Here is a 21424-nt window from a genome sequence, read left to right as displayed (position 1 = left end):
CATGGTTGTAATCAGCTTGGGTCAGACAGGGCAAACATGATTTCGCCTTCAGCGACGACTTTGTCTTCCACACGGGCTGTCGCTTTGCCTTTACCGATCGAACCCTTCAGACGTGTAATTTCCACTTCCAGCATCAACGTATCTCCGGGCACGACTTGTCCACGGAATCGGAAATTATCCAGTCCCGCCAAAAAGCCGATTTTCCCTTTATTGCTCTCCACGTTAAGAATCGCTGCTGCGCCTACTTGAGCCAGTGCTTCGGTGATCAACACCCCTGGCATTACCGGATATTCCGGGAAATGACCGATGAAGAACGGTTCGTTAATCGTTACGTTCTTCAGACCAACGGCGCGTTTGCCATCCTCCATTTCTACAATCTTGTCCACCAACAGAAACGGGGGACGGTGCGGGATAATGGCTTGAATCTGTTTGCTATCGAGCACAGTGTAATCTCCTTTCAGGGTCATTTATATAAATTAAACCATTAAAATTTACACCATTCACTACGCTGGCAGAACAACCTTCCGATCGCTGTTATCCCCGGATTTCTTTGATCCCCTTATTCAAGGGGGAAATCCGGTGATAAAGGCGAACGCTACGCTTCTTCAGGTTTTTTCTGCCCTCTCCGTTGACATGTAAAGTTTAAAATATCAATTCATATAAATGTAGTTATTTTTATTTGGTATGAAAAACGCATTTTCGGTTAACACTACTAATATCCTTCATGACTGCAGTAGTGAAGGTTGAGATAAGGGGTCTCTCTTCGCGATGACATTCGTCTTTCGCAGGGGAGGCCTCTTTTGACGTCAAACGTCATCCATCATTATACTGTTTTCAACGCGAAAAAGAAAACTCCTGCCTGCGCAGGAGTTTTCGCTATTTCACGATCATGAAGCGAACACCAGATCATATACATGTTTCCAGGTACTCCACTGGAACACGGAGCCAATATCCTGTTTGCCCAGTACCACATAACCAGCGACCATGCCGCCAGCGAGGGCAAGAACAAGCAAGACCGGGATCAGGAACCATCTGGCAACGCGCCATCCACTCTTTTTCTTCTTCTTGACTTCCTTCTTCTCCGGCTTGCTGTTCTGCTTCTGTGTATCTGTCATCGCATTCACCTTTATGCTCTTATAGTGTTGGCAAGACCTGCCATCGAATCACTTGATGTCAGTGCACGTGCTGCCAGCTGATAGGTCCGCTGTCCTTGCATCAATAGTGCCATCTCCTGTGTCAGATCCACGTTGGATTGCTCCAGATAGCCCGCACGAATCGTAGCTACTGCATCACGTGTAGCCGCATTAGCGCCAAACACATCATCCTCGGTCAAGCCGGCATCCAGACCAAACAGATTATCTGCGTATTGCACAAGTCCTTCCGGACGTTCGATGTCTACAAGCTGCAGCTGGGCTCCAATTGTTGCATTGGCTTCATTCCCGCGACGAATCAATAGGTTACCCTTCTCGTCGAAGGCCACTTTACTATTGTTCGGAGCCGTGATCCGGTTACCTTGACGATCCAGCGCGAAGTAGCCTTCCCCATTAACCAGCACCATCATCTGAGGTGCATTGGGGTTCGGGTTAGGTGTTGGATCAGGGACAAAATGGAATGCTCCCTGACGTGTCCACATTTTCTGACCATTCGCTTCAACCGCAAACATCGCGTTGCCTTCGATTGCCAAATCCGTTGGACTGCCTGTCTCATTCAGTGTTCCCTGAGACATATCCTTCGTCACACTCGTCAAACGGGCACCAAATCCCAGATTATATCCCATTGGGGTGGAACGTCCATCGAGCTTATACTTGTCCGGTTGCTGCTGCACCCGGGTCAGTACATCCTCGAACGCCGCCTGCTTGCTTTTATAGCCTGCCGTATTCACGTTGGCAATATTATCGGAAATGACATCCAGACGTTGCTGTATCGCGGTCATGGAGACCTTCGCACTAATCATGGAATTATTCATTTAGTAATTCATCCTCTCTATTGCCGCGCGTTATACACGACCTACATCATTGACAGCTTTGTCCAAACTTCGATCATAGAACTGCACAACCTTCTGATTCGCTTCATACGCACGATAAGCGGCATTCATATCCACCGTAGCTTGGGAAGCATCGACATTCGATCCTTCCAGGTAGCCCTGACGGATCTGCACATTATCTCCCGCAGCCATCATCCGCGCTGTAGCACCTTCCTGGTCATACAGACTAAAATTACCGTCACCCTGACGAACCAATTGGTTAGGCTGATCAATGACGCTGATTCCAAGCGTAACCCCCGTCGGTGCACCCGTGACTGCATCCACAAGACGGCCTTGCTCATCCACTTTAAATTGGTCCACTGAGCCTGTCAACACAACGGGCTGTCCATTATTATCCAGAACCTGAGCTCCCGTTGAGCTTAATAGTTCTCCCGTTCCGGTAACCTGGAAGTGACCATCACGTGTATATCTTGTGTTGCCTTCCGCATCCTGCACCGTAAAATACGCTTGAGGCTGATAGATCACCGTGCCATCAGCTCGTACAAATTTGCCTGAACCGTCAAAGGCGATAGGTTGTCCCGTCTGTGGATCATTAACGGACAGATTGGACGAGATGGCAAAATCACTCTTTTGTCCACTCTCCATAATCGCTCCCTGCAAATTCATTGACAAGCTCTCTTCCGCGAACACCCCTGTGTTCAGCCTGCCCAGCCGCTTCGTCGGAACATTGGCATCTCCACCGACCAACGTAATGAGCATTTCCGGGAATGAACGGCTTACGCTGTTCACCTGTTTATATCCCGTCGTGTTCGCATTAACAATATTTTGAGTCGCTGTGTCATGGCGGCGTTGCTGCGTAATCATTCCCGCGGTAGCGGTGTACAAACCTCTTAGCATGAATTAACCCCTCTCCTCAAGCGCTTGTCCTGCACTGCAGGATCAATGCTTGTCCGTTCTATTGCCGAACATAGGCGAACCTTTGATACTTATATCGGCAGATCAGAACTTTTTCTTAACCACTTGATCCAAATTATTGAGCATAATGCCTGTCCCTTTTACGACACAATGCATCGGATCCTCTGCAACCCATACCGGTACATGCAGTTCATTGGACAAAAGCTCGTCCAGCCCATTAAGCAAAGCGCCTCCGCCTGTCAGCACGACACCCCGGTCAATAATATCCGCCGACAGCTCTGGTGGCGTCCGCTCCAATACCGATTTTGCTGCAACGATAATGGATTGCACGGAATCCCATAGCGCTTCCTGTACTTCACTTCCCGACACCGTTACCGTAACAGGCAATCCGGATACCATATCCCGTCCGCGAATGTCCATCTCGGTTTGGCGTCCAGCCGGGTTTACGGAACCAATTGCAATCTTCAGATCCTCGGCAGTGCGTTCACCGATCATGAGTTTGTACTTGGCTTTGATAAACTTGATAATCGCTTCGTCGAACTTGTCCCCTGCGACTTTAATAGAAGAGGCGGTGACTACGTCGCCCATAGACAGGACTGCAACGTCAGTCGTTCCGCCGCCGATATCCACGACCATATTGCCGCTCGGCTGAAAAATATCCATTCCTGCACCAATGGCTGCCGCTTTTGGCTCTTCTTCCAAAAATACTTCTTTGGCACCGCTGCGCTCCGCAGCCTCACGGATCGCCTTCTGCTCCACGGAAGTAATATTCGTCGGTGCACAGATCAGAATACGCGGGTGGCTGTACCAGCTTCTCGCCCCCACACGATTAATAAAATGTCTGAGCATCGCTTCCGTAATTTCGAAGTCCGCAATAACGCCGTCACGCAGCGGTCGGATGGCAACAATGTTACCCGGAGTACGCCCCACCATACGACGCGCTTCTTCCCCAACAGCAAGGACCCGCTTCGTATCGCTTTCAATGGTCACGACGGAAGGTTCATCGAGGACGACCCCACTTCCTTTCACGTGAATAAGCACGTTCGCCGTGCCAAGATCAATACCGATATCCTTGCTTAACATAAAAGAGCCCCCAAAGTGATATTATTTGGTCAGCGTATCCTGTGAAAAAGAGTCCCTTATCACGTCACCGCTCGTTCGACAAAGTGCAACATATATATGTAAAAATCGGGCTGATAAGATGTCATAATTCGATCCTGTACCAGCTTTTAACATATCATACTTCAGGGGAGGGATTCAATCCATGTGTGAGCTTTTTGGCCTACGTCTTTTCGCGATGGTTACGATTTAGCGGAAGCCAGTACTTCACGCTTTTTGCCGCTTGTTTTTTTGTATTTGATTTTGGTCGCTTCGCCGCCCCTCAAGTGGCGGATGGACTTGTGGTACTCCAGGATATGTTTCACCTGGTCAGCAAGATCAGGGTTGATTTCCGGCAGACGCTCCGTCAGGTCCTTATGCACCGTACTCTTTGACACGCCGAACTCTTTGGCAATGGTACGGACCGTATTCCTCGTCTCGACAATGCAGCGACCTATTTTTATGGTCCGTTCCTTGATGTAATCGTGCACGCTCCCGCCTCCCTACTGTGTGGATAGTTTGGTACATTATATGAGGAGCATGCCTATATATTCGCGGTTTAGAGGTGTGACAAGCTTCGGAGGTCCCAATAATTTCTGAAAAGCACAAAAAAAGCAGAGGGGATTTCCCTCTGCCCTTTTCATTCTGCGTTAAAAATCATTTATTTTTCCGGAAGATATCCTTGCGGGTTAACCGGTTGACCGTCTTCGTATACTTCGAAGTGCAGGTGGTTGCCGAGCGTTTTTTCCAGTTCATTTACGCCAGCGGATGCAATTGCATCTCCCTGTTTCACTTCATCATCCTGTTTCACTTTGACGTCAGACAGGCTTTGGTATACGGTTTTGAGGTTATCACTGTGTGTGATTTCCACAACTTGACCCGTCAGCGGATTTTGCTCCACCCGTGTCACTTTACCGCCGAGTGCTGCTTTTACTTCAAATGATTTGTTATCCCCACGCGCCAGGTCTACGCCTGTGTTCGGAATAAACGTATCGTTGTACTGCACCATTGCGGCTTCATGTTCTTCGGTAGAGCCTTCGTTCTCATAGAACGGTTTAACAACAGAGATTTCCGACGGACTTGCTACTGGCCATGCAAAACTTTCCGACTGGGCGACAACTTCCACACTTTCTTCTCCACCAACTGCTGTTTCTTCTGTACCCGATGCTCCCGTTTCTACTACTCCACTAGCAGGATCGGAGTTCAGCGTTTTCTCGCCTGTACCCTGATAGACCCACACTAATGTTAGTATAATGCCTGCTGCTGCGATGTAGGCTGCCGGGAAGACCCAACGTTTGGACATTGCTCTTTTCCATGAAGAGGGCTGGCTGGCCGGTACTCCTTGAGTTGTTTTAGGAGTTTCTTCTTGGACTGTTTTTTTGTTTTGTTCATTCATCTTGATCACCTCAGTAACAAGTGTTACCGGGTGCAACTCTTTTATACACGCGCGACTCTAATTTTTTTCACGGAGGTTTCAGAGAATGCTATATAAGGCCGATTGGAGTTGCACTGAGCCACTCCGCGCGCAGAACAACCTTTCGACCGCTGTTACTCCCGGATTTCTTCTATCACCTTCTTCAAAGGGAGAAATTCAGGAGTAAAGGCAAGCTTATGCTTCCGAAGCAGCTTTCTTTCAGAAAGCTTTTAGCTTCGCTTCTACAGGTCTTTTCTGTCCCTGCGCTCCCCGTACACTCTCACTTTCCGTATATATAGCTAAATTCTGAAAGCTCCGGAATGGGCGGGGTTTAGAGTGTTGATTGGTTTTAATAGCCAATCTTAATGAAATATAGTGAACCTTTTTGAGATAGAATTCTATGATGTTTGCACTCATGTTTGATGTCGTAGCGTAGCATTTTAATTGGTTCAGGGGGGTAGCACTCTTTGCTTGCTCGCGTCCTCATTCTATATATGGGTAGCTTGCTGAATGTTTAGCCATTTATTAAGTTTGGTTCAGATGAGGCGGGGTATGATTGAATGGCTCAATTATTAAATTGCTGTTGTACAAATAATGTTCATGGCGCTATTGTTTTGCCAGCATCTTTGATGCCTGTCCAAAGGATATACCTGTGTAGTAGTGTTTCAGAATCTGTGTCGCGGTGTGTCCCTCCTGCGCCATGCCATTCGCTCCCCACTGGCTCATTCCCACGCCATGTCCGTAACCGTAGGTCGTAATCTGAACCTCGTCACCCTCTGTCGTCCAGCTGAATTGACTGGATCTCAATCCAAGCAGCTTGCGCACCTCTGGTCCACTGAACGTTGAACCTGCGATCTGCATCTCCTTAATCCGGTGACCTTCTGTTGTAGACAGCACTTCCATCCATGAGCCACCTTCCTGGGCAGTGACCGGGATAGCACTGGCACTCAAATTCAGCTTCTGGAGAATTTCGCTGCGCTTCATGGTGACGGTCTCCTTGAATCCCGGAGCTAACTTCTGGTCCCATGGACTTGCTACACTTTTCAAATAGGGTACGACATTTCCCCATACATCCTCAGCGTTCTCCGTATAACCGTTACTTGTAGAAAAAAAGGATGCAGTAATGGCCTTACCCTGATATGTCATCACGGCGTCACGGCTTTCGTGGATAGCCTGCTGTAACTTCTCCCATTCTTCCGCTTTCCCCAAACGTGTCCACTCCTTCTCCACCTGATCCGGTGGAATAAACACCTGATGACTGACCGTATCCGTTACATCTGCATCACCTGAAGGTACACCGCTGGTATCGTGCGCTGCCAGCCTTCTGACGATAAAGCTCCGCGCGGCAATGGCCTGTGCCTTCAGTGCCTCAAGCCTGAACTCGGCAGGCATCTCCGCAGCAACAACACCCGTCACATACTCCTCAAGCGGAAGACTCATTGTTGTTCCCGTTGCCGACAGATACACTCTTACATTGGGTTCCGGGTATGTCACTGGTACAGCTGGGACGGGGACCGTGTTCGTTACACTTCCTGTTGATGGTGCAACCGGGATCGGCTTCACCGGATCACTTGTCCGGGGCCACACTAATATAGCAGGGATAAGGAGTGCCAGCGCCAGGAGCCCTGAAACAGCAGCGGCTGGTTGCCAGCGCCTGGATCCGTTTGACCACCTGCGTCCTCTTCCGAATGTCCTCATCCGGCGTCTCTTTACGGGGCGGAACTGATCCAGTTCTATGACCGGTCCGCGAATTCCCCTTGACTCACGCTCAGACTGGTCTGATGCTCCTGTTGGGTTTGGATTGATTGTTCTTTTGGCCTCTGCAGCTGCATTTCTGGTACTCATCGCCGTGGGCTTGTCTTTCTCCATTCCGGTATCCGAAGTCTGCTTGGACTCCTCCATCATTGGACGGGGGACAAGGGGCACCTTAACCTGTATACGAGCTTCTTTCATTTCGACATACCCTCCGTTGTACATAGGCCGTCATAGACCGGTCCTTTTGTTCAAATCCATAGTTTAGGGTATGAGCTGTTTCGATCTGATAGAACCTGATTTGAGAGAAAGAAAGAGCTTCTGCTTCTTTTTAATGTTAGATTAACATTGCTCTGCTATAGTGGATAAACCGCCGCTATACAGGCATTTTTGACATGCCTAACCATCCACCGCATTCTCTATTGACGTTCTTTTATTCAATTGTATATATTCAAAAGTTGGACCCACAGTTCTTCCATTAGGACCAGCTATTAATAGAATCAGGTACTGAATTGTTGGCCTCACTTTAATAGTCTAGTGTCAAAAAAGGGCATAAAAAAAGCCAAGCCAGATGGCTTAGCTTTTTACTAAAAACATGATTTAAGCCCAAGTCGGTTGTACCTTGAACATCGGCACTTCTTCCTCAGCTTTTTCGGTTGCAGGCTTAGCTGCGTCCAGTTTCGGTTCTTCAACCGAAATACGGTAAATGTCGGCTCCCAGTCCATTCAGCTTTTCAGCCAGGTGAACGTAGCCACGGTCGATGTGATGAACACCGCCGACTTCAGTTGTGCCTTCAGCAACCAGACCCGCAATAATGAGTGCAGCACCCGCACGCAAATCGGTAGCTGTAACTTTGGCACCCTTCAGTTTGGCATTACCTGTAATGATGGACGAACGGCCTTCCACTTTGATCTCCGCATTCATCAACTGGAATTCATCCACATGCATGAAGCGATTCTCAAACACCGTCTCCGTTACGACACTTGTTCCTTCAGATGCCAGCAAGAGCGCCATCATCTGGGATTGCATGTCAGTAGGGAATCCAGGGTATGGTAATGTTTTCACATCTACTGCCTTGAGTGGACGGTCCGCAATAACACGCACCCCATTCTCCATCTGGCAGGATGGTCACTCCCATCTCTTCCATCTTGGCAATAACCGAACCCAAATGATCGGAGATAGCACCTTCGATGTACACGTCGCCACCAGAAATGGCAGCAGCAGCCATGTAAGTACCTGCTTCTACCCGATCCGGAATTACCGTGTGCTTCACGCCAGTGAGTTTCTCCACACCCTCGATGCGAATTACCCCTGTACCCGCGCCACGGACTTTGGCACCCATTCCGTTAAGGAAGTTAGCCAGATCCACAATCTCAGGTTCTTTTGCTGCATTTTCCAGCACGGTTACACCGTCAGCCAGAGTAGCAGCCATCATAATATTTTGAGTAGCTCCGACGGAGGCCACATCCAGATAAATTTTTGCACCGCGCAACCGTCCTTGGCTGCGAGCTTCGATATAGCCTTGGCCCAAGCTGATCTCGGCACCCATGGCTTCAAAACCTTTCAAATGCTGATCAATCGGCCGTGTTCCGATGGCACATCCACCAGGAAGCGAAATTCTTGTATGACCCATACGCGTCAATAAAGGCCCCATGACCAGAAAAGACGCCCGCATTTTACTTACCCATTCATACGGGGCTTCGCAGGAAGTAAGTTTTTCCGCATTCACGGTAATCACTTCGTCCCGGTATGTAACACCCGCTCCCAGCGATTCCAACACTTTGTTAATCGTCATCACATCGTCTAGAGGAGGCGCGTCAATAATAACGCTTTGTCCTTCTTCCCCTAGTAGAGAGGCAGCGATGATCGGAAGAACAGAATTTTTAGCGCCGCTAACTTTGACACTTCCGGTCAACCTTTTGCCACCGCGGACGATAAATTTGCTCATCATGGTTCCCTCCGCGCTTTTATTCCCTTTTCTTCATTCCGGAATACGTAAGCCCTCTGTGTTAGAAAGGACTGTTGCTGTGTGTGGAATTTCGACATTACCCGGCAAAAAACGCCTGATGTCTGTTCAGAAAAGAATTGGTTTATAATCCAAAATTGATGATAACACTTGCCGTGCTGATTGCCTGCAAACTTGTAATTAAGGCTTACAGGTCAGCAAAACATCAGGACAGACGGATTGGGATGATTATTAGCCGGTAATTACCGGGGATCCCGTTTATAACCTAAGGTTAAAGTAAACAATAGTTAATTCCCTAACTTCCATCATAACATTTTTGAATTGTACGATACAAGCATTTTTACATAAAACATCTCAATTCAACCAATTACATGTCACACATTTTTCTTAATTGTTAACAGGTTGGTCATACTCTAATTGTTGACACAATCAATCGATGTTATTCGACAATCAGGCTGCATGAAGAACCTAACAGATGATTAACCAACCATCTCAACATTAAAACAAATGACGCAACATTTGGGTCCATGATAAATAATCAATAACGAACCCGGATACGGCATGACCCAGAATAATGGCAAGCAGCAAATGCAGCAATCTTCCTTGAGCACCCTTCGGCTGTCTGATAATCAGATCAAGCTTCAGGTTTTGCAGTGCCCACCATGCGAGTGCTATACACAATAGCGAAACGACAATCGAAACTAACCCATTTGTGCTTAATGACTGGTTCAACTGATTCGTCAGATCAATATCCATATATTCATTACCTCCACATTTGTTGCAGCAACCAGTGTAATTTTGCTTGTCATCCTTAATTTAAAAGTCATAAGAATGGTTTTTTCCAGCAGAACACAACTGATTCACCGCTGAAGTACCCCATATGGAGATCCTTCGTGTTGCCCATTCATCGAGCAGCACAATCTGGCTGAGAATGATCATGGAATTCATCTTCGCAGCTGCAATCTCTGCTGACTCTATGGAATATAGGCTCTTTCATCATACATTGTCAATTACATTGATTTCCACTTTGAAAATATTTTAATTTTAAACCATCGGGATTTTGTGACTAAAACGACATAAAAGAGCGCTATTTCGATATCGATCTTGTCATTTCCTCGGAAATAATTTGATTTGATGTGGCCAAAAATGGGTCTATTAGTGGTAACTATCACCACTACTATAGTCCTATACTATATTCAATATCACACCAACGGTGATCATTGTTTACAAAAATTAACGGAGAATCTACATAAAATCATCCAGTAAATCACGATTACTTCACATAAATATGGAAGTCATTTCTGCGAAACACAGCAAAAAAGCCCGGCAGACCAAGCCGCCGGGCTTCCTTTAATCGTTTATTTGCCGTATACGTTGATCCGGTTAACCGCTTTTTGCAGAGCAATCTCTGCCCGGCGGTGATCAAAGTGGTCCTGGTTGCTTTGGCTGCTGAGACGGCGTTCTGCCCGTTCCTTCGCTGCACGCGCACGATCCACATCGATATCTCCCGGGAATTCGGCACTTTCTGCGAGAACAACAACCTTATCTTTGCGGACTTCGATAAAGCCGCCGCCAATAGCGACCTGCTTGTTCTCTTTTCCGTTTTTGATAATAATCGGTGCAATCTGCAACGGAGTAACCATAGGGATATGGCCTGGCAAGATCCCCAGTTCCCCTTCAATACCACGAGCGATGATGCTATCTGCTTGCGCCGAATAGACCAAACGCTCAGGCGTTACGATTTCCAACAAAAAGGTGCTCAATTCCATCCCTCCTGAAACTATCCGAAGGATAGCTCGCTTCATAAGGACAATCCTGGATTCAGATTATACCAGTGTTTTAGCTTTCTCCACTGCCTCTTCAATCGTACCCACGAAGAGGAATGCTGCTTCCGGCAGATCGTCATGCTTGCCTTCGAGAATCTCTTTAAAGCTGCGCACTGTTTCTTTAACCGGAACGTATTTACCCGGAATACCGTTAAATGCTTCAGCAACGTGGAAAGGCTGGGACAAGAAACGTTGGATTTTACGAGCACGGTAAACGAGCGCTCTGTCTTCTTCACTCAGCTCGTCCATACCCAGGATCGCAATGATATCCTGCAGCTCATTATAACGCGCCAAGATGCGTTTAACGCCTTGTGCTACGCTATAGTGTTCTTCACCTACAACTTCTGGTGCCAAGATCCGGGAGCTGGATGCAAGTGGATCTACCGCAGGGTAGATACCCATCTCGGAAATTTTACGCTCCAGGTTCGTTGTTGCATCCAAGTGAGCAAACGTTGTTGCAGGAGCCGGATCCGTATAGTCATCCGCAGGTACGTAAATCGCCTGGATGGATGTAACCGATCCTTTTTTCGTGGAAGTGATACGCTCTTGCAATTGACCCATTTCTGTTGCCAGCGTAGGCTGATAACCTACCGCGGAAGGCATACGTCCGAGCAAGGCAGATACTTCTGAACCTGCTTGCGTGAAACGGAAGATGTTATCGATAAAGAGCAACACGTCACGGCCTTCTTCATCACGGAAATATTCCGCCATCGTCAGACCGGTGAGGGCTACACGAAGACGTGCGCCTGGAGGCTCGTTCATTTGTCCGAAGACCATTGCTGTTTTGTTGATAACGCCGGAATCACTCATCTCGTGATACAAGTCGTTACCTTCACGTGTACGCTCACCAACACCCGCGAATACGGAGATACCACCGTGCTCTTGGGCAATGTTGTTGATCAATTCTTGGATTGTAACGGTTTTACCTACACCGGCACCACCGAACAAACCGATTTTACCACCTTTGGCGTAAGGAGCCAGCAAGTCGATAACTTTGATACCTGTCTCCAGCATTTCTGCTTGAGTCGTCAGTTCATCGAATGCAGGAGCAGAGCGGTGAATCGGGTTTTTATGTTCAGCAGCAACAGTACCACCAGTATCAATTGCTTCGCCGAGTACGTTAAATACACGACCCAGTGTCGCTTCCCCAACAGGTACAGAGATTGGAGCTCCTGTATCTACTGCTTCCATACCACGTACGAGACCGTCCGTGGAGGACATCGCGATACAACGTACCCGGTTGTCACCCAGATGTTTCGAAGCTTCGAGTGTAAGACTTACACTTACGCCGCTTTCGGTTACTGTAGTGATCGTAATGGCATTGAGGATTTCCGGCAGACCGCCGCGTTCAAACTCGACGTCAACAACCGGACCCATGATGCTCACAACGCGTCCTTTGTTCATCTTAACGTTCCCCTCCTACAAGCCTGCTACTTTGACAAAAATAAAGTTCCGTTCGTTTATCTTTGCAGTGCAAGCCTTCATTAAATAAATAACGGTTAGCCTTGTGCTGCGTTGGCACCTGCCACAATTTCCGTAATCTCCTGCGTGATCGCTGCTTGACGGGCACGGTTGTAAGTCAATGACAAATCATTAATGAGTTTGGATGCATTTTTGGTTGCATTACCCATCGCCGTCATTTTCGCGCCGAGCTCACTCGCCTTACCGTTCAGAAGCGCACCGTAGATTAATGTCTCCGCATAACGCGGAAGCAAAACCTCCAGTACAGCCTCAGCTGACGGTTCGTACTCGTAGCTTGCAGTTGGTCCATTCGCAGCAGATACCTCAGGTGTATCCATAGGAAGAAGACGTTCTACCGTAGGAATCTGGGTCAACGCATTTACAAAGCGGTTATAACAAATGTACAATTCATCAAATTCAGCCAGTTCAAATCCACGAACAGCTTCGTGTGCAATGGATTTGATATCTGCAAATGAAGGCGAATCCGACAGATCCGTTGTCGTGGAAGCCATCGCAATCTCACGCCGTCTGAAATAATCGCGTCCCTTACGTCCGATTACGAACAACTCATAATCATTCTGGGAGTTATGGCGTTCTTTCAGTGTCTGATTAACCTGACGCAGAATATTCGCATTATATCCACCTGCAAGTCCGCGGTCCGATGTAATGATTAGATAAGCTGTCTTTTTGACCGGACGGCTCTCTAGCATCGGATGCTGGATGCCTTGCGTGCTGGATGCAATACTAGCCACAACTTCTTTCAGTTTCTCCGAATAAGGACGGGCTGCCTCAGCTTTTTCCTGCGCTTTACGCAGTTTTGCAGCTGCAACCATCTCCATTGCTTTGGTGATCTGCTTGGTGCTCTGTACGCTTTTAATTTGCCGCTTAATTTCGCGCATGCCTTTTGCCATGATTTCACCACCTTCAAGTTTTGACATAGTCAAAACTACTTCGTAAGCATTATCTTACTTTGAAAGCATCAAAGTTTTACATGCAGACATGCGGAATCGGTTAAACAACTCCGCAGCTGCAATCATCTATTTAGACAGAGACAGCGAAGCTCTTTCTGAACTTCTCGATTGCACCTTTCAGTGCATTTTCGTTGTCTGCAGTCAATTCTTTAGTATCACGGATGGACCCGAGAATTTCCGGATGGTTGCTCTCCATGAACGCAAGGAACTCACGCTCAAAACGAGTAACGTCACCTGTTGGAATTTCATCCAGGAATCCTTTAACCGCTGTATACAAGCTCACAACCTGCTGTTCAACAGGCAGAGGCTGGTTTACACCCTGCTTCAGGATTTCCATCATGCGGGCACCACGATTCAGGCGGGCCTGAGTCGCTTTGTCCAGATCGGAGCCGAACTGGGAGAACGCTTGAAGCTCACGATATTGAGCGAGGTCGAGACGCAGGGAACCTGCTACCTTTTTCATCGCTTTGATCTGAGCAGAACCACCGACACGGGATACGGAAATACCTACGTTGATCGCCGGGCGTTGTCCAGCATTGAACAAGTCGGCTTCAAGGAAGATTTGTCCGTCTGTGATCGAGATTACGTTCGTTGGAATGTAGGCGGATACGTCGGAAGCCTGTGTTTCAATGAATGGCAGAGCGGTTAAAGAACCACCACCAAGTTCATCATTCAGCTTCGCTGCACGCTCCAGCAAACGAGAGTGCAGATAGAATACGTCACCCGGATATGCCTCACGGCCCGGAGGACGACGAAGCAGCAAGGAGAGCTCACGGTAAGCTGCGGCTTGTTTAGTCAAGTCATCATAGATAACGAGAACGTGCTCGCCTTTGTACATGAAGTACTCACCCATTGAACAACCGGAGTAAGGCGCAATGTACAAGAGCGGGGATGGATCAGATGCTGCTGCAGTTACGACGATCGTGTACTCCATTGCGCCTTTACGACGAAGAGTTTCCACTACTTGAGCAACCGTAGATTGCTTCTGACCGATAGCAACGTAGATACACTTCATGCCGCTGCCTTTTTGGTTCAGGATAGCATCGATCGCGATCGATGTTTTACCTGTTTGACGGTCACCGATGATCAACTCACGTTGTCCGCGGCCGATTGGAACCATTGCGTCAATCGCTTTGATACCAGTTTGCATTGGCTCATGAACCGATTTACGATCCATAACGCCTGGTGCTTTACCTTCAACCGGACGGAATTCCGTTGTAGCGATTGGCCCTTTGCCATCTACAGGAATACCGAGCGGGTTCACAACGCGTCCAATCAATGCTTCGCCAACCGGCACTTGCATGATTTGACCTGTACGTTTTACTTGGTCGCCTTCACGGATGTCAGAGTAAGGTCCCAGGATAACGACACCAACATTGCTCTCTTCCACGTTCATGGCGAGGCCCATAACACCGCTTGGGAATTCAACCAACTCGTTGGACATGACATTCTCAAGTCCGTATACACGGGCGATACCGTCACCAACCTCAATAACCGTCCCGACTTCGACTACATCGATATCGTTCTTGTATTGTTCGATCTGGCTCTTAATTAATGTACTGATTTCTTCTGGTTTGATACTCAAGTGTCCTCACCCCAATCTACTGTACTCGTCTGTTAAAAGACTGCTCAAGACGTTCGAGCTTGCCAGCCAAGCTGCCGTCATAGATCGTATCGCCAATGGCGACTTTCAATCCGCCCAGCAGAGTCGAATCGACAATGTTCTCGATACGGATCTTTTTATTCACACGGCCTCCGAATTCACGGGCTACCGCTTCTTTTTCTTCATCATTCAATGCATAAGTCGAGTAAACGCGAGCATCGGCAATGCCGAGCGAGTCGCCCTCGATCTTCAGATAATCACTCAAAAGAGCTTCCAGCAGTTCAACACGGCCACGCTCAATCAGGAGCAGAACCGTGCGCAGAACAGGTTCGGACACTTTACCTTCAAGGCTCGCATGAAGCACGTTCCGCTTGGCTTCATCAGAGATGTTAGGAGATACGATGAACTTGATGATCTCGGTATCCCCAGTCAATCCGCTGACAACCGCACGCAGTTCCTGTTCAACTTCAAGTACCTGCTGCTGCTGGAGAGCGACTTCGAACAATGCTTTCGCATAACGCTTGGCAACTATCGTATCGCGGCTCATTGTCGGCCCCCTACCTCATTGAGGTATTGGTTCACAAGCTCTTCTTGTGCTGGACCGTTCTCAACTTCTTTTTTGATCAATTTGGAAGCAATCTGAACGGAAGCTGTACCCAGTTCGCTGCGAAGCGCTGCAACTGCTTTGTTCTTCTCGCTTTCAATTTCACGTACCGCATCGTCTTTCAGACGATTAGCTTCAGCTTTTGCGTCAGCCAGAATTGACTCAGCCTGTTTGCCGCCCGTTTGTTTGGACTGTTCAATGATGTCGTGAGCTTCCTTGCGCGCTTGCTCCAGAGCTTGTTTTTGTTCCTCCACATAGGCAATGGCCTGTTCCCGAGTCTGAGCAGCCTCATTCATCTGCGTCAGCACGAGTTCACGACGTTTTTCCATGATGGAGAACAAAGGACCGAAAGCATAACGGCTAAGCAGCCAATATAAAATTGCAAATGCGATAATCGCAAGAAGCGTATTTTCCCATACGAAACTCAATCTGTTCACTCCTTCCTGGAGGTATCCTTGAAACGTTCATCCGCATGAACGGACATTACCTAAAAAGAAGGCGCGGATGGCTATGGCCTTCCCCGCCAAACCTTATCAATTTAATTAAGCCGCACCATAGAACATGAACGCGAGTACCACACCGATGATCGGCAATACCTCGATCAGACCTACCCCGATAAACATTGTTGTTTGAAGAGTGGATTTTGCTTCCGGTTGACGGGCAATTCCTTCTACTGTCTTGCTGATTACCATACCGTTACCGATACCTGCGCCAAACGCGCCCAGTCCTGCAACAATTGCTGCTGCGATTAATGCCATTGCTCCCATTTGTATATCCTCCTTAAAATTATAAATCAAATTTTTTATTGTTCAGCCTGGTGAAGAAATCTTCGTAGGGCTTGGAACTTAATGTTCGTCGTGCGTCTCGATGCTCTGTGAAATGTACACCATCATCAAGATTACAAAAACAAATGCCTGGATCGCGCCGATAAAGATACTAAAGCCTTGCCACACCATCAGCAAAGGAATGGCAGCTATTGCGCCAAACACTTTAAACGTGGTCAGCTTCAGGATCGTTGCGATCAGTACCTCACCCGCGAAGATATTCGCGAATAGACGCATACCGTGTGTCAGCAGCTTGGATGCCGTTTCAATCAAGTTGATGGGCAAGAACAAGGCGAATGGCTGAAGGTAGTGCTTGAGATAACCTCTCGTGTTGCGGAATAATCCGAGTCCATGAGATACCATGAACGCAACAAGTGCTAGTCCCATCGTTACTGACAAGTCAGCGGTAGGTGATTTCCACCAAGCCAGCTCAACGTGTGGATGTGCTTCAGGATCTTTGGCATGCGCTTCTTCAAACGCATCGACCGCTGTAACGATCGGCTGATTGAACACCTGTGCCTGGCTGACCTCCGTAACTTCAGTAACTGCCTGGAACGGAAGCCCCAGCATGTTACCGACAAAGATGAACATAATCATGGAAAGCGCGAGAGAGATAAAATGTTTCCCTTTCTTCATATCCATCGTGCTGGAAATCAGATTGCGGACGAATTCGACTGCCCACTCCATAAAATTTTGCAGCTTGCCGGGGTTCTCAACGGACAATCTCCGTGTAGCCAGGACAGCAAAAATAAAAACGAGGGCACCTGTAACGACCAACATTAACACAACCGATAAATCCAGTCGAAATCCGCCAAGCATAATAATTGGAGCTTCATGCATATTTTTCTCACCCCTTTCTCGACTTGAAAGCTGCAGCACCTAACATCATTCTGCTCTGCGGGAATAGACGATCCCTATAATCAGTAAGGAAAATTGCGCAATGACCAGACCGCCTGCAACCGCATATGTATTGAAATACTGCGGAAAGCGCATCGATATGTATATACCGAGCACAGCGAGTGCCGCTCTTGTCAAAAATCCCAGGTTCACACGCTTCAAGTTACCTTCTGCCGCATCATCAGACATTTTCCTTACTTTGTAGCCCAAGTAAAATGCATTGATCCAGCTAATTCCTGTACCCAGGGCCAGTCCCAAAGCAATTGTCTCCACACGTGGCATAAAGGCCGCTGCGAGAAAACAAATCATAAGAAAGTACATGACGGAAACAGTCATCCATCTGCGGTATCTGGTTAGTTCACTCATCACTTTCCCCCATGAATTTTTTCGCGATAAAGTAGATGCTCACTCCACCTGCCGCCAGAAAAAAGAGAACGCTTACGGCGATCCATATTCCGTTACCTCCAATGGTCTTGTCCAACCAGGAGCCAGCGTAATATCCGGCAACAGCGAGAACAGCAATCTCGATCCCAAAAGCTGTCACGAGCCCCATCGCTTTCCATACATTGTTGTCATGGTTACGGGATGAATTTGGTTTGTTCGAATCGGCCATTTTCCACGCCACCCTTGCAATCCCAGTTAATTTTACTGAATGATGAGAGCCTTTGTCAATTGATTGATTTTAGCGTTTTAAAGGGTAAAACGACGGGTTTACAGGCCCCCGGGAGCCCATAAACCCGCGTAAACCGTACAGTTTAACTGTATGCTGTACCCTTTATGATTCAGTCAGAAAAAAACGAATTATTTTTTGAATTTTCTGTGAAATGATTCCGGACGCTCACTATTTACGCCAAAATGGTGCAAAATCGCATTGACAATTCTTTCCGATGCATGTCCATCACCGTATGGATTGGCAGCTTGACTCATGCTTGCATACAGCGTTTCATCTGTAAGCAGAGCTTTGGTCCGTTCATAAACACGTTCCTCATCCGTACCCACCAGTTCCAACGTTCCAGCCTCGATGCCTTCAGGGCGCTCCGTTGTATCCCGCAGAACCAGCACGGGCACACCAAACGAAGGCGCTTCTTCCTGCAAACCGCCTGAATCGGTCAAAATCAAGTGAGTATGCGGATAAAAGTTATGCAAATCCACCACGTCTAGTGGATCAATTAATTGAATACGGGGGTGATTCCCCAAAATCGCGTGAGCCGGCTCCTTCACAGCAGGACTTGGATGCACCGGGTACACGATGGCAATATCTTCGAACTCGTCGGCAATCCGTTTGACGGCCTGGAAAATGTTGCGGTGAGGCTCGCCTTGGGATTCACGGCGGTGAGCTGTCATCAGCACAAGACGTTTGCCCTGTGCCCATTTAAGTACCGGATGTGTGTAATCCTGCCGTACTGTATATTGAAACACATCTGTTACCGTGTTGCCTGTGACATAGGTACTAGACTCCGGTTTATTTTCTTTGGCAAGGTTGGAGAACGACCAGTCTGTCGGTGCAAAATGCAAGTCTGCAAGTACGCCGGTCAACTGGCGGTTCATTTCCTCCGGATACGGAGACAGCTTGTTCCACGTACGAAGGCCTGCTTCCACATGGCCCACCTGAATCTGCTGCAGAAACGCTGCATAGCTGGCTACAAACGTAGTCAGCGTATCCCCGTGAACAAGCACGATATCAGGTTTTGCTTCGCGCAGTACAGGCTCCAGGCCACCAAGCACACGAATCGTGATTTCATTCAGCGTTTGGCGATCTTTCATCACGTCCAGATCATAGTCCGGTTGAATGTTAAACACTTCTAGAACCTGATCCAGCATTTGACGATGTTGTGCGGTCACACAGACGATGGATTCGATAGATTCGGGATGTTTCTGAAGTTCCAAAATAAGCGGAGCCATCTTGATGGCTTCCGGACGAACTCCGAATATCGTCATGACTTTAATTTTCTTGGACATTCAAGCAAAGCCCCTTTTCTATTCAGCATGCAGCATGCTTATTTAGTGCCGTACAGACGGTCTCCTGCATCTCCCAGTCCTGGGACGATATAACCGTGATCATCCAGACGATCATCCAGTGCAGCCACGTAGATGTCCACATCCGGGTGCGCGTCCTGAACTGCTTTTACACCTTCAGGTGCTGCCACAAGGTTCATCATTTTGATTTGGGTGCAGCCGCGTTTTTTGAGCACGTCAATTGCAGCAATGGCAGATCCGCCAGTTGCCAACATTGGGTCGATGACAATCAACTCACGCTCCGTAACATCCGTAGGAAGCTTCGTGTAGTATTCAACAGGTTGCAGTGTTTCCGGGTCACGGAACAAACCAACATGTCCTACTTTTGCCGCAGGAAGCAGTTTAACAACGCCATCCAGCATTCCCAGACCTGCACGCAGGATTGGTACCAGACCAAGCATACGTCCAGAGATGACTTTCCCTTGTGTTTCAGCTACAGGTGTTTGCACATCAATAGATTCGAGCGGAATCTCTCTTGTAATCTCGTACGCCATCAGCGTGGCCACTTCATCCACCAATTCGCGGAAATCTTTCGTATTCGTACGCATGTCGCGTATAAACGTCAGTTTGTGTTGAATCAAGGGGTGATCACATATTACTAATTTTCCCATCTAATTTGTCCCTCCGGTAAGTTCTTCATGTACAGCATTACCAATAATGCCTAATTATCATTCATAGGCCCGATAAATCCTGTATATTATATCATCACCTACACCGAATTACACCATCAAAGGACATGTAATCATTACAGAAAACCGAATACTATAAAAATAGGACCGGAAACTTGGCATGTTCCGGTCCTTTTTGCTCTAGTTGTACAATAATTCCATGTGTCGATGGACTAGTATTTCAGATCTGTGTACAGCGGGAATTGGTCTGTCAGAGCCGTTACTTCCGCACGAGCCTCATCCAGTTTCGCTGTATCTTTTGGATTTTTCAATGTTTTGGCAATGATTTTACCAATAGCAACCATGGCTTCTTCGTTCATGCCACGGGAAGTAGCTGCCGGAGTACCAATACGAATGCCGCTCGTTACAAACGGGCTGGTCGGATCAAATGGAATTGCATTTTTGTTCACGGTAATACCGATGGAATCGAGGACATGCTCAGCTTCCTTACCTGTGATGTTCACGCTGCGAGTGTCGATCAGCATCAAGTGGTTGTCTGTACCGCCGGATACAATGTTCAATCCTTCGGCAATCAGTGTTTCAGCCAAAACCTGAGCGTTTTTCACTACGTTTTGTGCATAAGTTTTAAATGAAGGCTGCAGGGCCTCACCCAGTGCTACCGCTTTGGAAGCAATAACGTGCATCAAAGGTCCACCTTGGGAACCTGGGAATACCGCTTTATCAATCGCAGCTGCCCAGGATTTGCGGCACAGGATCATACCGCCACGAGGTCCGCGCAGCGTTTTGTGTGTTGTCGTTGTTACGAAATGGGCATGAGGAACCGGGCTCGGATGCAATCCGGCAGCAACCAGTCCTGCAATGTGGGCCATGTCCACCATGAACAATGCACCTACATCGTTTGCGATAGAAGCGAGTTTTTCAAAATCAATCGTACGCGGGTATGCACTTGCGCCTGCAACAATCAGACGAGGACGGTGCTTGAACGCTGCTTTGCGCACTTCATCGTAATCGATCAGGAACGTATCTTCCTGTACGCCATAGGCCACGAAGTTGTAGAGCAAACCAGATGCATTCACTGGGCTACCGTGAGTCAAGTGTCCACCATGAGCAAGGTTCATGCCCAGCACCGTGTCACCAGGTTTCAACGCTGCAAGATATACTGCCATATTCGCTTGTGCTCCCGAGTGAGGCTGTACGTTTACGTGCTCAGCGCCAAACAGTTCCTTCGCGCGGTCACGTGCGATATCTTCCACAACATCCACATGCTCGCAGCCACCATAATAACGTTTGCCTGGGTATCCTTCAGCGTACTTGTTTGTCAGTACAGATCCAAGTGCCTCAATTACCGCTTCACTTACGATGTTCTCGGATGCAATCAGCTCAATGTTGTTCTGTTGGCGTTTCAACTCCAAATTCATCGCTTCAAGTACTGCAGGGTCATTCTTACGCAATTGTTCCATGTTT

The 21424-nt window shown here is 47.9% G+C and carries 22 protein-coding genes and 1 pseudogene; all 23 read right to left on the bottom strand.

Annotated features, from left to right (window positions below; genetic code table 11):
• Window positions 1-11 precede the first annotated feature (11 nt).
• The 23 genes and pseudogenes from fabZ to ABIC22_RS12165 all read right to left on the bottom strand — a co-directional run bounded on the left by fabZ (window position 12) and on the right by ABIC22_RS12165 (window position 21420).
• The gene (fabZ, locus tag ABIC22_RS12275; protein ID WP_095291326.1) at window positions 12-443 is read right to left on the bottom strand and encodes a 3-hydroxyacyl-ACP dehydratase FabZ; all 432 of its coding nucleotides are present in this window, start codon (window positions 441-443) and stop codon (window positions 12-14) included.
• Between the two features lie 444 nt (window positions 444-887).
• The gene (locus ABIC22_RS12270; protein ID WP_095291325.1) at window positions 888-1115 is read right to left on the bottom strand and encodes a DNA-directed RNA polymerase subunit beta; all 228 of its coding nucleotides are present in this window, start codon (window positions 1113-1115) and stop codon (window positions 888-890) included.
• Between the two features lie 11 nt (window positions 1116-1126).
• A complete protein-coding gene (locus ABIC22_RS12265) occupies window positions 1127-1966 on the bottom strand; it encodes a flagellar hook-basal body protein (protein ID WP_154894846.1) in 840 nt (279 codons plus the stop codon).
• A 30-nt stretch (window positions 1967-1996) separates the two neighbouring features.
• Window positions 1997-2881: a flagellar hook-basal body protein gene (locus tag ABIC22_RS12260; protein WP_354481084.1), complete on the bottom strand. Its 885-nt coding sequence runs from the start codon at window positions 2879-2881 to the stop codon at window positions 1997-1999.
• Between the two features lie 102 nt (window positions 2882-2983).
• Complete coding sequence (gene mreB, locus ABIC22_RS12255) at window positions 2984-3982, bottom strand: rod shape-determining protein (RefSeq protein WP_095291319.1); 999 nt, start codon at window positions 3980-3982, stop codon at window positions 2984-2986.
• Between the two features lie 218 nt (window positions 3983-4200).
• Window positions 4201-4488, bottom strand: coding sequence for a sporulation transcriptional regulator SpoIIID (gene spoIIID / locus ABIC22_RS12250; protein ID WP_024632710.1), 288 nt, complete (start codon window positions 4486-4488; stop codon window positions 4201-4203).
• 170 nt (window positions 4489-4658) lie between these two features.
• On the bottom strand, window positions 4659-5393 hold the full coding sequence (locus ABIC22_RS12245; RefSeq protein ID WP_095291317.1) for a M23 family metallopeptidase: 735 nt from the start codon (window positions 5391-5393) through the stop codon (window positions 4659-4661).
• 624 nt (window positions 5394-6017) lie between these two features.
• Window positions 6018-7364, bottom strand: coding sequence for a stage II sporulation protein D (gene spoIID, locus ABIC22_RS12240; RefSeq protein ID WP_354481081.1), 1347 nt, complete (start codon window positions 7362-7364; stop codon window positions 6018-6020).
• 399 nt (window positions 7365-7763) lie between these two features.
• A pseudogene (gene murA, locus ABIC22_RS12235) lies at window positions 7764-9111 on the bottom strand (UDP-N-acetylglucosamine 1-carboxyvinyltransferase).
• A gap of 516 nt (window positions 9112-9627) precedes the next feature.
• Window positions 9628-9885 (bottom strand): DUF1146 family protein, encoded by a 258-nt coding sequence (locus tag ABIC22_RS12230; RefSeq protein WP_095291312.1) that lies wholly within the window; start codon window positions 9883-9885, stop codon window positions 9628-9630.
• A gap of 602 nt (window positions 9886-10487) precedes the next feature.
• Complete coding sequence (locus ABIC22_RS12225; protein ID WP_354481079.1) at window positions 10488-10892, bottom strand: F0F1 ATP synthase subunit epsilon; 405 nt, start codon at window positions 10890-10892, stop codon at window positions 10488-10490.
• 63 nt (window positions 10893-10955) lie between these two features.
• A complete protein-coding gene (gene atpD, locus ABIC22_RS12220; RefSeq protein ID WP_127537240.1) occupies window positions 10956-12359 on the bottom strand; it encodes a F0F1 ATP synthase subunit beta in 1404 nt (467 codons plus the stop codon).
• Window positions 12360-12454: 95 nt separating this feature from the next.
• Window positions 12455-13327, bottom strand: a complete 873-nt coding sequence (atpG, locus tag ABIC22_RS12215) for an ATP synthase F1 subunit gamma (protein ID WP_153980164.1) — start codon at window positions 13325-13327, stop codon at window positions 12455-12457.
• A gap of 130 nt (window positions 13328-13457) precedes the next feature.
• Window positions 13458-14972, bottom strand: a complete 1515-nt coding sequence (atpA, locus tag ABIC22_RS12210; RefSeq protein WP_153980165.1) for a F0F1 ATP synthase subunit alpha — start codon at window positions 14970-14972, stop codon at window positions 13458-13460.
• 16 nt (window positions 14973-14988) lie between these two features.
• Window positions 14989-15537, bottom strand: coding sequence for a F0F1 ATP synthase subunit delta (locus ABIC22_RS12205; RefSeq protein ID WP_354481077.1), 549 nt, complete (start codon window positions 15535-15537; stop codon window positions 14989-14991).
• Window positions 15534-16022 (bottom strand): F0F1 ATP synthase subunit B, encoded by a 489-nt coding sequence (atpF, locus tag ABIC22_RS12200; protein WP_095291225.1) that lies wholly within the window; start codon window positions 16020-16022, stop codon window positions 15534-15536. The genes ABIC22_RS12205 and atpF overlap by 4 nt, the downstream gene beginning before the upstream one ends.
• 114 nt (window positions 16023-16136) lie before the next feature.
• Window positions 16137-16361 carry a F0F1 ATP synthase subunit C gene (atpE, locus tag ABIC22_RS12195; RefSeq protein WP_090922866.1) on the bottom strand — a complete coding sequence of 75 codons (225 nt, stop codon included), beginning with the start codon at window positions 16359-16361 and terminating at the stop codon, window positions 16137-16139.
• A gap of 78 nt (window positions 16362-16439) precedes the next feature.
• The gene (gene atpB, locus ABIC22_RS12190) at window positions 16440-17258 is read right to left on the bottom strand and encodes a F0F1 ATP synthase subunit A (RefSeq protein ID WP_127537241.1); all 819 of its coding nucleotides are present in this window, start codon (window positions 17256-17258) and stop codon (window positions 16440-16442) included.
• 45 nt (window positions 17259-17303) lie between these two features.
• Window positions 17304-17681: an ATP synthase subunit I gene (locus ABIC22_RS12185; protein ID WP_127537242.1), complete on the bottom strand. Its 378-nt coding sequence runs from the start codon at window positions 17679-17681 to the stop codon at window positions 17304-17306.
• Entirely contained in the window at window positions 17674-17928 is a 255-nt protein-coding gene (locus ABIC22_RS12180; protein WP_153980168.1) for an AtpZ/AtpI family protein, read from the bottom strand. Before ABIC22_RS12180 ends, ABIC22_RS12185 begins: the two co-directional genes overlap by 8 nt.
• 188 nt (window positions 17929-18116) lie before the next feature.
• Window positions 18117-19274, bottom strand: a complete 1158-nt coding sequence (gene wecB / locus ABIC22_RS12175) for a non-hydrolyzing UDP-N-acetylglucosamine 2-epimerase (RefSeq protein ID WP_354481073.1) — start codon at window positions 19272-19274, stop codon at window positions 18117-18119.
• A 38-nt stretch (window positions 19275-19312) separates the two neighbouring features.
• Window positions 19313-19942, bottom strand: coding sequence for a uracil phosphoribosyltransferase (upp, locus tag ABIC22_RS12170; RefSeq protein ID WP_127537245.1), 630 nt, complete (start codon window positions 19940-19942; stop codon window positions 19313-19315).
• 230 nt (window positions 19943-20172) lie between these two features.
• Complete coding sequence (locus tag ABIC22_RS12165; protein ID WP_095291213.1) at window positions 20173-21420, bottom strand: serine hydroxymethyltransferase; 1248 nt, start codon at window positions 21418-21420, stop codon at window positions 20173-20175.
• Between the last annotated feature and the right edge of the window lie 4 nt (window positions 21421-21424).

It is taken from the genome of Paenibacillus sp. PvP094, from assembly GCF_040546835.1.
Classification (GTDB): domain Bacteria; phylum Bacillota; class Bacilli; order Paenibacillales; family Paenibacillaceae; genus Paenibacillus; species Paenibacillus illinoisensis.
The sequence above is the reverse complement of the archived record's forward strand: the minus strand, read 5'-3'. Positions and strand labels throughout refer to the sequence as shown.

What these genes read in the sequence shown, in the direction of transcription:
- ABIC22_RS12245 (WP_095291317.1), bottom strand. Translation starts at nt 5,393, where the DNA reads ATGAATGAACAAAACAAAAAAACAGTCCAAGAAGAAACTCCTAAAACA.
- wecB (WP_354481073.1), bottom strand. Translation starts at nt 19,274, where the DNA reads ATGTCCAAGAAAATTAAAGTCATGACGATATTCGGAGTTCGTCCGGAA.
- ABIC22_RS12265 (WP_154894846.1), bottom strand. Translation starts at nt 1,966, where the DNA reads ATGAATAATTCCATGATTAGTGCGAAGGTCTCCATGACCGCGATACAG.
- upp (WP_127537245.1), bottom strand. Translation starts at nt 19,942, where the DNA reads ATGGGAAAATTAGTAATATGTGATCACCCCTTGATTCAACACAAACTG.
- ABIC22_RS12165 (WP_095291213.1), bottom strand. Translation starts at nt 21,420, where the DNA reads ATGGAACAATTGCGTAAGAATGACCCTGCAGTACTTGAAGCGATGAAT.
- atpD (WP_127537240.1), bottom strand. Translation starts at nt 12,359, where the DNA reads ATGAACAAAGGACGCGTTGTGAGCATCATGGGTCCGGTTGTTGACGTC.
- ABIC22_RS12205 (WP_354481077.1), bottom strand. Translation starts at nt 15,537, where the DNA reads ATGAGCCGCGATACGATAGTTGCCAAGCGTTATGCGAAAGCATTGTTC.
- mreB (WP_095291319.1), bottom strand. Translation starts at nt 3,982, where the DNA reads ATGTTAAGCAAGGATATCGGTATTGATCTTGGCACGGCGAACGTGCTT.
- spoIID (WP_354481081.1), bottom strand. Translation starts at nt 7,364, where the DNA reads ATGAAAGAAGCTCGTATACAGGTTAAGGTGCCCCTTGTCCCCCGTCCA.
- ABIC22_RS12230 (WP_095291312.1), bottom strand. Translation starts at nt 9,885, where the DNA reads ATGGATATTGATCTGACGAATCAGTTGAACCAGTCATTAAGCACAAAT.
- atpE (WP_090922866.1), bottom strand. Translation starts at nt 16,361, where the DNA reads ATGGGAGCAATGGCATTAATCGCAGCAGCAATTGTTGCAGGACTGGGC.
- ABIC22_RS12180 (WP_153980168.1), bottom strand. Translation starts at nt 17,928, where the DNA reads ATGGCCGATTCGAACAAACCAAATTCATCCCGTAACCATGACAACAAT.
- ABIC22_RS12270 (WP_095291325.1), bottom strand. Translation starts at nt 1,115, where the DNA reads ATGACAGATACACAGAAGCAGAACAGCAAGCCGGAGAAGAAGGAAGTC.
- atpG (WP_153980164.1), bottom strand. Translation starts at nt 13,327, where the DNA reads ATGGCAAAAGGCATGCGCGAAATTAAGCGGCAAATTAAAAGCGTACAG.
- ABIC22_RS12185 (WP_127537242.1), bottom strand. Translation starts at nt 17,681, where the DNA reads ATGAGTGAACTAACCAGATACCGCAGATGGATGACTGTTTCCGTCATG.
- ABIC22_RS12260 (WP_354481084.1), bottom strand. Translation starts at nt 2,881, where the DNA reads ATGCTAAGAGGTTTGTACACCGCTACCGCGGGAATGATTACGCAGCAA.
- atpB (WP_127537241.1), bottom strand. Translation starts at nt 17,258, where the DNA reads ATGCATGAAGCTCCAATTATTATGCTTGGCGGATTTCGACTGGATTTA.